The 13,320-nt window shown below is 39.3% G+C and carries 15 protein-coding genes; 4 read left to right on the forward strand and 11 right to left on the reverse strand.

Annotated elements, in window-relative coordinates:
- Nucleotides 1-89 precede the first annotated feature (89 nt).
- Both JT739_RS12160 and JT739_RS12165 read left to right on the forward strand, forming a co-directional pair.
- On the forward strand, nt 90-674 hold the full coding sequence (locus tag JT739_RS12160; RefSeq protein ID WP_237661391.1) for a hypothetical protein: 585 nt from the start codon (nt 90-92) through the stop codon (nt 672-674).
- 202 nt (nt 675-876) lie between these two features.
- The gene (locus JT739_RS12165; protein WP_237661392.1) at nt 877-1,053 is read left to right on the forward strand and encodes a hypothetical protein; all 177 of its coding nucleotides are present in this window, start codon (nt 877-879) and stop codon (nt 1,051-1,053) included.
- Nucleotides 1,054-1,063: 10 nt separating this feature from the next.
- Here the strand turns inward: JT739_RS12165 and JT739_RS12170 are convergent, their stop codons facing one another.
- The 5 genes from JT739_RS12170 to JT739_RS12190 all read right to left on the reverse strand — a co-directional run bounded on the left by JT739_RS12170 (nt 1,064) and on the right by JT739_RS12190 (nt 5,846).
- A complete protein-coding gene (locus JT739_RS12170) occupies nt 1,064-2,215 on the reverse strand; it encodes a CapA family protein (RefSeq protein WP_237661405.1) in 1,152 nt (383 codons plus the stop codon).
- On the reverse strand, nt 2,215-3,297 hold the full coding sequence (locus JT739_RS12175; protein WP_237661393.1) for a mannose-1-phosphate guanylyltransferase: 1,083 nt from the start codon (nt 3,295-3,297) through the stop codon (nt 2,215-2,217). The genes JT739_RS12170 and JT739_RS12175 overlap by 1 nt, the downstream gene beginning before the upstream one ends.
- Before the next feature lie 159 nt (nt 3,298-3,456).
- Nucleotides 3,457-4,338, reverse strand: coding sequence for an NAD(P)-dependent oxidoreductase (locus tag JT739_RS12180; RefSeq protein ID WP_237661394.1), 882 nt, complete (start codon nt 4,336-4,338; stop codon nt 3,457-3,459).
- Between the two features lie 19 nt (nt 4,339-4,357).
- Entirely contained in the window at nt 4,358-4,870 is a 513-nt protein-coding gene (locus tag JT739_RS12185; protein WP_237661395.1) for an O-acetyl-ADP-ribose deacetylase, read from the reverse strand.
- A gap of 55 nt (nt 4,871-4,925) precedes the next feature.
- A complete protein-coding gene (locus JT739_RS12190) occupies nt 4,926-5,846 on the reverse strand; it encodes a prenyltransferase (RefSeq protein ID WP_237661396.1) in 921 nt (306 codons plus the stop codon).
- A gap of 229 nt (nt 5,847-6,075) precedes the next feature.
- Here JT739_RS12190 and JT739_RS12195 point away from each other — a divergent pair, with 229 nt between their 5' ends.
- Nucleotides 6,076-7,059: an ATP-grasp domain-containing protein gene (locus JT739_RS12195; RefSeq protein WP_237661397.1), complete on the forward strand. Its 984-nt coding sequence runs from the start codon at nt 6,076-6,078 to the stop codon at nt 7,057-7,059.
- 82 nt (nt 7,060-7,141) lie between these two features.
- On the opposite strand, the gene JT739_RS12200 is transcribed toward JT739_RS12195, so the two are convergent.
- Both JT739_RS12200 and JT739_RS12205 read right to left on the reverse strand, forming a co-directional pair.
- The gene (locus JT739_RS12200; protein ID WP_237661398.1) at nt 7,142-8,131 is read right to left on the reverse strand and encodes a Cof-type HAD-IIB family hydrolase; all 990 of its coding nucleotides are present in this window, start codon (nt 8,129-8,131) and stop codon (nt 7,142-7,144) included.
- Between the two features lie 103 nt (nt 8,132-8,234).
- On the reverse strand, nt 8,235-9,467 hold the full coding sequence (locus JT739_RS12205; protein ID WP_237661399.1) for a DNA polymerase IV: 1,233 nt from the start codon (nt 9,465-9,467) through the stop codon (nt 8,235-8,237).
- Between the two features lie 154 nt (nt 9,468-9,621).
- On the opposite strand from JT739_RS12205, the gene JT739_RS12210 reads away from it, so the two are divergent.
- Entirely contained in the window at nt 9,622-10,125 is a 504-nt protein-coding gene (locus tag JT739_RS12210; protein WP_237661400.1) for a hypothetical protein, read from the forward strand.
- A gap of 18 nt (nt 10,126-10,143) precedes the next feature.
- Here the strand turns inward: JT739_RS12210 and JT739_RS12215 are convergent, their stop codons facing one another.
- From JT739_RS12215 to JT739_RS12230, 4 genes are all read right to left on the reverse strand, one after another.
- Nucleotides 10,144-10,542 carry a secondary thiamine-phosphate synthase enzyme YjbQ gene (locus JT739_RS12215; RefSeq protein WP_237661401.1) on the reverse strand — a complete coding sequence of 133 codons (399 nt, stop codon included), beginning with the start codon at nt 10,540-10,542 and terminating at the stop codon, nt 10,144-10,146.
- 39 nt (nt 10,543-10,581) lie between these two features.
- The gene (locus tag JT739_RS12220) at nt 10,582-10,935 is read right to left on the reverse strand and encodes a DNA-binding protein (RefSeq protein ID WP_237661402.1); all 354 of its coding nucleotides are present in this window, start codon (nt 10,933-10,935) and stop codon (nt 10,582-10,584) included.
- A gap of 489 nt (nt 10,936-11,424) precedes the next feature.
- Complete coding sequence (dhaL, locus tag JT739_RS12225; RefSeq protein ID WP_237661403.1) at nt 11,425-12,069, reverse strand: dihydroxyacetone kinase subunit DhaL; 645 nt, start codon at nt 12,067-12,069, stop codon at nt 11,425-11,427.
- A 59-nt stretch (nt 12,070-12,128) separates the two neighbouring features.
- The gene (locus JT739_RS12230; protein WP_237661404.1) at nt 12,129-13,124 is read right to left on the reverse strand and encodes a dihydroxyacetone kinase subunit DhaK; all 996 of its coding nucleotides are present in this window, start codon (nt 13,122-13,124) and stop codon (nt 12,129-12,131) included.
- Nucleotides 13,125-13,320: the final 196 nt, after the last annotated feature.

Below are 13,320 nucleotides of genomic sequence, written 5' to 3' on the forward strand. Positions count from 1 at the left end.
TTTTCTAAGAGCCTATGAAAGCTTGTAACAATAAGGCTTCGAGCCTTAAAATATCATCTTAATTTTATATTATACGAGGAGGAACGGATATGCCAAAAGGTAAAACATCAAGAATTTTACTAAGTTGTTTGATTGCTACACTTTTAGTCTTCTCGAGTTTGGGAATTGCAGTTGCCCAAGGGTTACATAATGCAGAAGAGACAGTTATCGAAAAAGTATATAAATGTCCGGTTGATGAAGAAACTCCAGTTGATGAAGAAACTCCGATTGATGAGGAAACTCCGGTTGATGAAGAAGAGCCAGTAGACGAAGAGCCTGTCGATGAAGAGCCTGTTGATGAAGAGCCTGTTGACGAAGAGCCTGTCGATGAAGAGCCTGTTGATGAAGAGCCTGTCGATGAAGAACCTGTTGATGAAGAGCCTGTCGATGAAGAGCCTGTCGATGAAGAACCTGTTGATGAAGAGCCTATCGATGAAGAGCCTGTTGACGAAGAGCCTGTCGATGAAGAGCCTGTTGATGAAGAGCCTGTTGATGAAGAGCCTATCGATGAAGAGCCTGTCGATGAAGAACCTATTAATGTGAAAATCTATATTAAACTCGTTGAAACATATGAAAAATTATTAAACCTTTATGAACAGCTATTAGGTTACTATGGATCAGTATTCAATAACTAAATAGCTACAATACCTCAACAGAGCTTAGTTTTTAGCCCGGCATGACATCGTGCCGGGCTCATTTTTATTACCCACACCCACATGAAGAATTCACCAATTCTTGCTATCCTTGTGAAAAAGAATATTTTCCTTATTAACGGAATATTCTTGATTTTTTATACACTTTGTGTTAATATAAGCTAAAAATTAGGAGGCGATTTAAATGACAGTCCCGAAAACCACTAGCTTTACTGAAATTGCCAATTGCAAACATTTAAAATATGAAGAAACATGTTATGGGCCTATCCAATACTGCAGCTTACAGGCATGGGGTCATACACCGGCATGCAGCTATGATGTAAAACAAATCTGTGAAAATGAGCATTTTATAGTTATGTAGATATTATAAACTATGGCTTCTTGCCGTATCTTACCACATATCTCATTTTTCCGTCCCTGACAAATTTGTCAACCCAAGTATCGATTTCTTCAACATCTTTGAGATAGACTTTGTTCTTTTTTAAATCCTTCTCTAGGGTGAATTTTACCATAAGCCCTTCCTCAGTATAGGGAAACCTTTGTGCTGATATAAAGTTGCCCATTGAGTAGGCAACATATTTTTTGACTATTTCTCCATCAGCCTCTTCTACTTCCATCCACTCACCAGGCTGAATTACATGGGGGTGGCTTGCAACGATAAAGTGGGCTCCCTCTTTTAGCAGTAGATGAGCAAGTTTTCTCTGGGCTTTGGAAGGAGTTCTTTGGTATTCTTCACCAAAATGAAGGTATACCACTACTACATCAGCCAGGCTTTTAGCTTTTTTTAAGTCCTCTAGTATCACCTCCTCATCCATAAGATTTACTAGATACGGCTTGTCTTTGGGAATGGGTATGCCGTTTGTGCCATATGTATACGATAAAAAGGCAAAAGTAATGCCATTTGCTTCTTTTATTAAGATTGTCTCCCGTTCTTCTTCCGATTCATAGGTGCCCAAAGGAACCAATCCCCTTTCTTTAAGGACTTGTATAGTCCGCAAAGCTCCTTTGGCACCCCTGTCTAAGCTGTGATTATTGGAAGTTACAATTATATCAAAGCCGGCATCCTTTAGCGCATCTGCCAGTTCATCGGGACTATTGAACATGGGATATCCTGTATATTTTTGTTCTTTGCCTGCAAGGGTAGTTTCAAGATTGGCCATGGCAATATCCGCTGCAGTTATTTCATCTTTTACTATATGGAAAAACTCCGAGTAATCGAAAGTGTCCGTTGTGTTATCATAACCTGCCCAGATTTGGCCATCGTGCATCATGACATCTCCTACTGCTAAGAAAGTAGCACTAGGATTTGGCAAGTTAACCTCTTCCTCGAAATTATCTTGATTAAAATCCTCGCCGGAACCTTGCTCGGTATCCACATTAACACCGGTCGTTTCCAACTGCCACATTGCCAACCAATTTACAGCTTTATCAAAACCGTGGCTATAAATAAAGATGCAGCACATTGCAATAAGCGCTGCAAAACCTGCTACCTGGCGGTGTAGCCGCCATCGCCTCTTATCCATCAAAGCAGCTCCTCTCTCCCGGCTTTATTTAAGTATTCTACTACTTTTTTTACGTCCTGGGCTTTCTCTTTTGAACACACCAGCAATGCATCACTGGTTTCCACAACGATCATATTTTCTAACCCTACCGCCGCTACAAAGCGACTGTTTGAATATATTATGGAATTGCGGGTTTCAATATCTACAAAGTCGCCCTTTGTAATATTGCCATTTTCATCAGGCGGAAACACGCTGCCTAAAGAGTCCCAACATCCCACATCATTCCAGCCGAAATCTCCGGGGATAACGACAACTTCATCGGATCTTTCCATAATCCCGTAGTCAATTGAAATGCTTTGAAGTGTCGGATATACTTCTTCAACGGCTTGTTTTTCCTGTGGTGTGTCTATGAATGGCTCCAGTTTTTCTATATTTCTATAAAGCCTTGGCAAAAACCTTTTAAAATTATTAAGAATAACAGAGGTTTTCCAAACAAACATTCCGCTATTCCAAAGGTAATTTCCACTGTCAACATAAGCTTTTGCCTTGGGCACGTTAGGTTTTTCTACAAACTCTACAGCTTCATAGGCCTCCTTATTCCCTGCAGGTAAAGACCTATCCCTGTCATATTTTATATAACCATATCCCGTCGATGGATAAGTAGGCGTAATTCCCATGGTAACAAGCTTTTCCGTATTTTCAGCAATACTGCATGCAGCTCTTAGTACCTTTTGAAATTCACTTACGTCTTTTATGTAATGATCAGATGGAAAGACGCACATTACTGAATCTCCCCATCGCTTCTTAATTACCATTGCCGCATATCCGATACATGCAGCGGTATTTCTGCCAATAGGTTCTATCAATATATTTGTCTCTGGAATATCTTCCGTAATAACTTCCTTTAACTTTTTCGCCTGAGTTTTATTTGTAACAATCAATATCCTTTCCGGCGGGATAACATCTTTTATTCTTTTTATCGTATCATTTATCATGCTGTCTTCGCCGGTTATATTTAAAAATTGTTTCGGAGCGGCGGCACGGCTTAAAGGCCAAAAGCGAGTACCGCCTCCGCCAGCCATTATTACACCATATGTCTCCATAGACATCCTCCAGTGTTTTAATTTTTTATATATGTTTATTGTGTCCTGGTTTTCCAAATATCTTTCAAATTACTTTTGCAAAATTTGAATAAACAAAACACCGGAGGAAAAAGTCTATACTTTTAGCAGTAAATTTTTTTTAAAAAAAGTTTTTAAACGCTAATCTATGTAATATTTAAATAGTGCTTGAGTGCCGCTGTTTTCTTCCCCTTGCTTGGCTAATTTTTCATATAAGGAAAGGGCAAGTTCAAGGCCAGGAGTTTTAAGGCCTATCTCTTTTGCAGACTCTACGGCGATTTTCATGTCTTTTATAAAATGCTTTATGTAAAAGCCTGGTTCAAAATCTCCCGAAAGCATCCTTGGTGCCAAATTACTAAGGGACCAGCTGCCTGCTGCTCCTGACTCTATGCTCTTTAAAACCGTTTTCGGGTCAAGCCCTGCTTTTTTGGCATAAGCCATGGCTTCGCAAACACCCATCATATTTGAAGCAATCGCAATCTGGTTGCTCATCTTCGTATACTGACCTGCTCCAGCACCTCCCTGCAAGACGATGTTTTTGCCCATCACTTCAAAAATGGGTTTCATAGCTTCAAAGGCCTCAGCATCGCCACCCACCATTATGGAAAGCCTGGCTTCCCTAGCTCCAATATCGCCGCCTGAAACGGGTGCATCCAGAGCATATAAATTTTTCGCCTTAGCTGCTTCGTATATCTCCTTAGCAAGTCTTGGGCTAGATGTAGTCATATCGATTAAATAAGATCCCGATTTAGCATTTTCTATGATTCCGTTTTTTCCCATATACACTTCTCTTACATCTTTCGGATATCCTACCATAGTTATTATAACATCGGCTTCACGAGCAACCTCGGCTACTGTATCTTTCCAGATTGCGCCTTTTTCAATGAGTTCTTGGGCTTTTGCCTTAGTGCGGTTGTAAACAACTACTTGATAGCCTGCTTTCATCAAATTTGCAGCCATGCTCTTGCCCATTACGCCTGTACCTATAAAACCTATAATTTTTTCTTTTTGATTAACTGACATAAAACATCCTCCTTGCTGTTTATTGAAGCTCCGACAGTGCCTGAGAATAAGCTTCCATGGTGTTTTTATCAAAGCAAACCATAAATACTTTTTCAATACTGTCGTTAGCCTTTAAAAATTGTAAAATCTCTCCCATCGCAATTTTAGCGGCCCTCTCAACAGGAAATCTGTATGCACCTGTGCTTATAGATGGAAATGCTATTGTCTTTATATTGTTTTCCACCGCAAGCTGCAGGGAATTTCGATAACATGAGGCAAGTAACTCATCTTCACCGGCTTTTCCTCCATGCCAGACGGGCCCAACCGTGTGTATCACATATTTGGCCGGGAGCCTATATCCTTTTGTGATCTTAGCCTTTCCAGTTTCACAACCATTTAATTTGCGGCATTCCTCAAGGAGCTCAGGCCCGGCTGCCCGATGTATGGCGCCGTCCACTCCCCCACCGCCCAGCAGTGTATTATTTGCCGCATTTACAATAGCATCAACTTCCATCTTGGTAATATCACCTAAAACGACCTCAATACGCTTCAAAAAAATCACCCCTTCTCTCGGTGCCTGGCACCTAAGTTATTAAGTTTTTAGTTTTTCAAGCTAAAAGTATTGCAGCAGTCAATGTTAAACCGGTAATTTGATAAACCTGTATGGTTTTTGCATTGGCTTCCACAAGCCTCGGTATGTCATTGTAATATTTCTTTGCAACACTTACCGAGCTTTTAGCTGCAGGAGCACCAAGCAGCACTAATAACAGTAAGGGATTTTGTGCAAAGTAAATCAAGATAAACAAACATAAATAAGCTAAAACATACAATAAAATATAAACTTTGATTCCCCTTTTCTTCCCGAGTCTAACAACCCAATTTCGCTTATTCCCTTTGGCATCAGCCTCATAGTCCGGGTATTGATTAATCCACACTACATTTGCTATTAAAAAGCCAATCACCAGTGATGAAAGCAGTACTTCCAAGTTGATAGTATGTGTTTGCACTATATATGTGCCTGATACGACAAGGGGACCATACGTTAAACCTATAGCCAATTCCCCAAGACCCCTGTAGCAGAACTTAAAAGGCGGAAGACTATAGAATATGGAAATTAAAAAACCTGCAATGCCTATCCATAAAACCTTAGGTTCTCTTGCAATAGAAATATATAGGCCTATAACTGCTGCTGCAAATAAAGTAACCAGTGCTATTATGGCAGTCTCCTTTAAGTTCAACAATCCGTCTACGATTGTTTTCTTCCCACCGCTAAAAGGTGTCCTCTTATCAGGCGTTATAAATCGATCAACTCCTGACATGTAATCTACCACTTCGTTTACCGCATTTTTACCGGTTTCAATAAGATAAACACCTAAAAAGCTCCAAAACGCCCAATACAAGTCTAAATGTCCTAATGTTCTGTAGGCCATGGCTATGCTCACAACCATGGGCACAGTTGATGCTATGCAAAGTTTTGGATCTGCCAAACGCCAAATCCCTTGAACTAGCCTTGGAAGTCTATCTGTCATAAAACACCTACACCTCTCGCATAAGTTTATTGGATCTGTAAGTACATTATATCAATTTTGATTTAAAAATTAAAATTCTCTTTATACTATGAGACTGCTATTTAGCTTCCAATGCTGGCGCGCTTTGCTTAAAACATTAAAATATGTTATAATTTATTTAAATTGTACTAAATGTATAATAACTTTCAAACAGTACATTAAAAAATAAATATTAGAGAGGTGGAGTAAGATGAAGGTAGGAGTATTCTGGCGCAAGTTCAGAAATGTTGAGCTGCAAAAAAGAATCTCCCATACTAATATCTATGACGATGCTTACGATGAGGCCTTTCAACATATGACAGCTATTAAGGAAGCAGGTTTTGATGCGACTTTAATTCAGTGGAGAAAAGACCCAAAAGAGACATTAAAAGAACTTATTTCCCAAAAAATAGACATCGTATTTAACGCCTCATCCCTTAAAGAAGTGGCATTTTTGGAAGTATTTGGTATTCCCTTTGTTGGATCAGGTATCGACTTGGTTGCCACAAGTAAAGCAGCTCGCAAAAAATTAATCGCTTTTCACAATTTGCCCACACCAAAGTTTTTTGTAGTATCAAGCTCAAAAGAAATTCCTGAACATTCGCTTAAATATCCGCTCTTCGTAAAACCTGTCAGGGGTCGGGGAAGTGCCGGCATCAGCGAAGAAAATGTGATAAATCACCCAGAAGAACTGCCAAAGGTAGTTGATAAGATTACCCAAAAAATTGGCCAAGCCGCTTTAGTAGAAGAGTTCATAAAGGGCAGGGAAATAACTGTAGGCCTTATCGGCAACGATGATCCGAAAGTGCTGCCTATTCTTGAAATTGAATATAACCAGGCTATAACTAATACATATGAACACAAAATGTTGGACAATGAGATCATCCACTGCCCCGCAAAACTCACAAGAGAAGAAGAAAACAGGATTAAAGATACGGCAAAAAAAATATATAAAATCTTAAACGCCAAAGATTTTGCTCGCATAGATATGATTCTTGCAGAAGACGGAACTCCTTATTTCCTTGAACTTAACACCTTCGCAGGCCTTACGATGTCTACTGGCAAAGCCCATAATGGTTATATGGGTTATATGGCTGAAGCTGCAAACATGACAGCAGCAGAATTTATAGGAAGTATTGTCAATCATGCTATAGAACGCTACAAAATCAAACAATCTGATGTCCTAACTTCATAATTCAAGTTAGTATTTAAAAAATATTAAGAGCCTATGACTTTTATGTCATGGGCTCTCTTTAAGCGTCAGAGAAATTATTACATTATACATCAAGAGAGATGCCGTTCTGTTCCCTTTTCACAGCAATATGATTTTGTCTGTCATACTGCACACATTCCTGTTTTATCTTAACTGAAATAAGTTTTTCTAAAAACTTGGCCACTCCCTCATGGTTGTTGGTATCTGTCACATAATCCGCTTTGTTTTTAACCTGTTCAGGTGCATTGCCCATTGCAACTCCTAAGCCCGCATATTTTAACATTTCCAAATCGTTAAAATTGTCGCCTATAGTTATTATTTCATCAGGCCTTATGCCCAGTTTTTCAGCAAGTATGCTAAGACCTTTAGCCTTTGATATTCCGCCATTTAAAATATCGATGCTGTTTTTGATTGAAGAAGTTACTGTAATCTTGTCTCCGTATCTAGCTAAAATCCTATCTATAAAATCCTGTAAATCTTCAGGTCTTTCGTTGCCATAAACAACTATCTTTACCGGAGACTCATTAAGAGCTGCAATGGCCCCCTCAATGTTGCCCGTGTTCTGAACGGGTATAAATACAAAATCTCTTAAAAAGTTCATATATCCTTTTAATGTGCGTTTTACTGGTGCTCTTAAAGATTTTATGAAATAACTGCCCCGGTAACTTTGACCACTGTAAATTTTTCCCTTTTTAATAAAAATTTGCACGGAAAAATTCTCATAGCTTTGTGTCATCCTCAAGATGTCAACTGCAATTTCTCGCGGCAGCAAGTAATAAATTGACTCGTTAGAATATATGTCTCTGATAAATGCACCATCACAGCATATCAATGGTGCATTTATTTGAATTTTTCGGGCTAGCCTAATTACACTGGGATAATGCCTTCCCGTGGCTATGGTTACCTTTATACCTAAATCCTTTGCCTTTTTGATTGCTCTCAGTGTGCGCGGGGTAACTATGTGGTCACTCGTTATAAGAGTGCCGTCTATATCAAAGGCTACTAACTTGAAATTATTTCTAAGCAACTGATTTAATTCTTTTTTCGCTATCATTATATTTCATCCTTTATTAAAGAACCTTAGACTATCATTGTTATTATACCTTATTGGCAGTTATTTTGAAATAAACAAGGACGACTTTTCAAGTTTTAATTTCTTATTTAATTCGCTTTATGCCTCTTAGCGTTGGAGCGTTATTATCGCTTTTGCCCAGTTTTCGTCGATTCAGCTCTTCGTCGTTTAGCAGCTTTGCTCGAAATATAGCTCCATCCCCAAATTTATCTTTTATCTGGTCTATTACCTTATTTAGCTTTCGCTTTTTCTCATCATTGTCAAACAGTGACTTTTGCTCAAATTCCTTCACAAGCTGAGATATACTTACACCTAAGAGTCTAAGGGGGGTTTTCCCGTCCCAGTTAGAATAAAGGAGCTTTTTCGCCAAATTATAGATATCCTCTGTGCTATTAGTATAGGAAACGGTAGCCGAACGGGTAATAGTACAAAAAGTGTTATCTCTTAAAGTTATGGTAACAGTACGGCCCATGTAATTTTCACGCCGAATTCTCCGGCCTACTTGTTCGGAAAGAGACAGCAGCACCGTCTCCGCTTCCTCATATGAAATAATATCCTTAGGCAGGGTTATCGAATGGCCCATGGATTTTGCATCTTCCCCAGCATGAGGATCAACAGTGCTTGTGTCTATGCCATTTGCCCAAAGGTGCAAATATCTACCATTTAGGCCAAAAACTCCCTCCAAGAGTTCCTGAGGAACCCGAGCTAAATCGCCTATGGTTTTTATGTTCATGAGATTCAGGTGCTCTGCCATGCGACTGCCAACGCCAAATAATTTATCTACCGGCAACGGCCAGAGCATCCTTGGCACATCATCGGCAGATAGCACCGTAATGGCATTGGGTTTTTTTAAATCTGAAGCCATTTTGGCTAAAAGTTTATTACTTGATACTCCGATAGAGCACGACAAATCCAGTTCGGTCCTAATAGCTTCCTGTATTTTATGGGCGATTGTTACGGAATCGCCGAAAAGCCCTTCACACCCGGTCACATCAAGCCAAGCCTCATCAATGCTAAATACCTCAACTAAAGGTGTAAACTTGCCTAGAATCTCCATCACCTTTTGGCTAGTTCTTACGTATAAATCATAGTCAGGCTTTATAAATATAGCATGTGGGCACAGCTGCTTGGCCTGCCAGTTGGGCATGGCTGTCTTAACTCCATATCTGCGTGCTTCATAAGATGCAGTCAATATAATGCCGGTTCGCTTTTTAGGGTCACCTGCTACTAAAATAGGTTTACCTTTGAGGCTAGGGTCTTTTGCCTGATGACAAGAAGCATAAAAGGCATTCATGTCCACATGTAAAATAGGGAGCATAGCACCATCTCCAAACATGTGTTTCAGGGTTTATTATAGCAGCAATCTATAGTAATATCAATTATAGGTATTTCTTACCGTTATCTTACATCTACAATATTTCTTCAATAAATCAGATTTTTATATAATGAGTTATAGAGGGGAGAGCACCATCATGGGAACAATTTCAGGAAGAGTTGGCGGGTCTATAAGCGGATATGATATCAAAGCTACTGTTAAAAACGGAGTAATTTCTGGGCGAATTGGCGGCATGGTTTTCGGAGATGACATAAACTTAACTTACTCCATGGAAAAAGGCTTTATAAAAGGCAGATTAGGTGGAGCTACATTCGGCAAGAGCGTGGAAGGATACATAAGTCCGAACTCGCTGTCTATACGAATAGGAGGGATGGTTGACGGTAAAGACTTGGAACTTGAAGCAAGTCACAATTCTGTATATGGTCGATGCGGAGGGCCCACACTTGGCTTTGATGTAAAAATTGATTTCTTTGAAAGTCAAGCAGTAGGTCGCTTGGGCGGAGAATTTGTGGGAAAAGATGTTAGAGGCTCCGTTATTGATGTGGAGCCTATCATAGCCGGCGCATTATTTTCAATTACTTATTATATATACCAGGTAAACCATCGAAATAATAGCAGCGGAAATTCAGGTAGAAATTGATATATTAATATGGAATAATTATTTATCTCCCAAAACTTTTATGATAACCTTACGCCTTCTAGGCCCATCAAATTCACAGAAAAACAGGCTCTGCCATGTTCCCAAAACCAGCCTGCCATTGTTGACGAACACCGTGGCAGTATTGCCAAAAAGGGAGGCTTTCAGATGTGCATCGGAATTGCCTTCAATATGCCTGTAATTATCTTTATAAGGAATAAGTTTGCTTAAAGTATTTAAGACATCCCGCACAACATCTGGATCGGAGTTTTCATTTATAGTAACTGCTGCAGTAGTATGAGGTACATATACATAACAAACACCGTCGGTTATCCCCGATTCTCTAACATATGTCTGGACAATTGAAGTTATGTCTATCATTTGATTGCGCTCTGTTGTTTCTATTGTCACTGTCTTCATACAAAACACCTCCATTTTGCTCGTTACCCTAAATATTTCTTACTCATCAAATTCTTCAGGTGTATGTATTTCCTCTTTTATGTATATTTCAAATTCCACGTTTTCCAAGACCTCAGCAATGATCGTTTCCTTTGCTACAAATCTTACCACTGCGTAAGCCGTTGATTCAAAGGTATCATATAATCTTCCGGCACTCCAACACCCCAAAGGCACCGTATGAGTACTGTTAGCCACATAGCCTACTTTACCAATTGGATCTAAAAGAGCCATGATTGCCTCTCCATCATAATCATTTTCATAATCTTTTTCCAACCGCAATATTTGCCCCGGCTTAAATATCTTCGATCCGAAATAATTGTTTACACCTACTATTGCCACATAAATAGATTCCATAACGATCCTCCTCTATATAAAAAGCGCAGAAATCAACAGTTCTTGTCTAAACCCAATAAATTACACCTGCGATTAATTAGTTTATAGTATTTGTTTAAAAAATATAAGCAACTCTTTATAGATATCTGCAGTTGCCTATAAATAGAGTTAGTCTCATAAGTTTTAGTAATACTTATTTAAATGCATTCAATTTTAAATACAGTATTATAGTATTTCGTGGTAAGAACCAAAAATCCTTCATAAAATAATAGTATTTAAACAAACAATAAAGACTGGTAAACCAGTCTGAATTTGAAAAGAAGGTAAAGTGTTTGTTTGCTTTAAGATCTATTTTGTAAAATATAAAATAAAAATTAAAAAAAGAGGAGGAAGAAATACCCGCCTCCTATAGATCACAGATTTTTTTATATATGCTTTTTTGTAAGGGGTAGGTTCGATCTAATATCAATCACCCCAAAAGACAGCACATTTTTAGGCCAAATTTTTTAATTAATATGGAAAACACTCCAGAAAAACCTCTAAAATCATGGTTGCAGAAGTTGCGCCTGGATCTAAATGTCCTTTGGATCTTTCACCAAGCCTCATAGCCCGACCTTTTTTAGCAATCATTTCAATTGTTGAGTTGGCACCTTGTCTTGCAGCATCAACAAAAGCTTCCATAACCTGTTTTGGCTGTAAATTTTGCTCCACGGCTTGTTCAAAGGCATTTAAGGCAGGCCTTAAAGCATCAACCATGGTTTTTTCTCCGACTGCAGCCTTGCCTCGCTGCTCTACCGCCTGCACTGCTTGTTTGAACATCTCAAACAACTCTTGGAAAGTTACTTCGTTTTTACCGCTACCCGGTTCCCCAAATTTCATAAAGAAACTGCCATAAAGCGGCCCCGATGCTCCGCCTACTTTCCCAAGCAATGTCATGCCAACGCTTCTGAAGAAGCCTTTTATATCCTTATCTTTCCATTCCGGCATCTTCTTTAATACTTCGCGAAAGCCTATGCTCATATTAAAACCATGGTCTGCATCGCCAATAGCTGCATCTAATTCTGTTAGATAGTCCCTCTTTTCTTCAATAAGGCCTGCTATTTTCTCAATAACTTCATAAAAATATTCCTTTCCTATCACGCAGTCTGTATACATGTGGCGGCCCCTTTCCATAAAGCTTTACATTTAAATAAAAATCTTTTTCTAGTAATTATTTATTTTTTTACATAATAAGGTGCATTGCAAGGATAATCCAGCAGTTCTTTTAGTTCACTATCCAGTTTCATTAATGTAATTGACATTCCGCACATATCCATTGTTGTAGCATATGGCCCAACAAGGGAAGAATATATTTTTATTTTTTTCTCGTCTAGTATTTGAGCTACTCTTCTATAGCATATATGTAAGTCCATTAATGGTGTTGCGCCGAGGCTATTTACCATAACCGCAACCTCATCTCCTGCCTCAAAGGGTAAGTCCGGCAGTATAAAGCTCATGATCTCGTCAACTACTTTATCAGCGTTCTGCAGTTTTCCCCGTCTTACACCAGGCTCTCCGTGGATTCCCATGCCAATTTCCATATCTCCATCTGCCAGTTCAAACATTGCCTTGCCGGTAGCGGGGTGTGTAGCCGATGACAGTGCCACTCCCATAGATCTGGTATTGGCATTGGCCTTCTTGGCTGCTGCAACAACTTCGTCTAAATCTGCCCCCATGGCAGCTTTTGCCGCCGCAGCTTTAAATACGAAGAAGTCGCCGGCAACTCCTCGTCTGTCAGGTATATTTTTAGATGAGTATACATCATCGGTTACTGTCACTGTTTCTACTCGAATCCCTTCCTCAGCAGCCATTTCCGCTCCCATGTCAAAGTTCATTACATCGCCTGCATAGTTTCCATAAAGGTATATGCAGCCGCGACCGGCATCTACAGCTTTTACTGCATGGTAGCATGCCTCAGGTGAAGGAGAAGTGTTGATATTCCCTATTACTGCTGCATCGGCAAAGTTTTCGCCCACATATCCTAGAAACAAGGGCTCATGACCGGAACCTCCGCCGATAATTACCCCTACTTTGTTTTTTACTGGGGCAAGATTGCTTACTACCACACGGCCATCGTCCTCATAGAGGTGAACATGGTTGCTATGAGCTCTACAAAAACCTTCTAACATTTCCTCCACAACATCATACGGATCATTGAGTAACCTTCTCATAAAATAACCCTCCCATTTTATTTAATTACTTCAACACATAATTGATAATTGTCAGGGTTTATTCATAGAGTCTATCTAAAATTAATTTGGATTTAGAGGCTCTGTCCAATAAAAATAATATGCTCCCTTTTTGGTAAATATTACAAAAAATATTGTCAACATAAAGCAACATCAAACAATCATGACCACCCGTAAA

Origin of the sequence: Tepidanaerobacter sp. GT38 (assembly GCF_021991635.1) — a bacterium.
GTDB lineage: Bacteria > Bacillota > Thermosediminibacteria > Thermosediminibacterales > Tepidanaerobacteraceae > DTU063.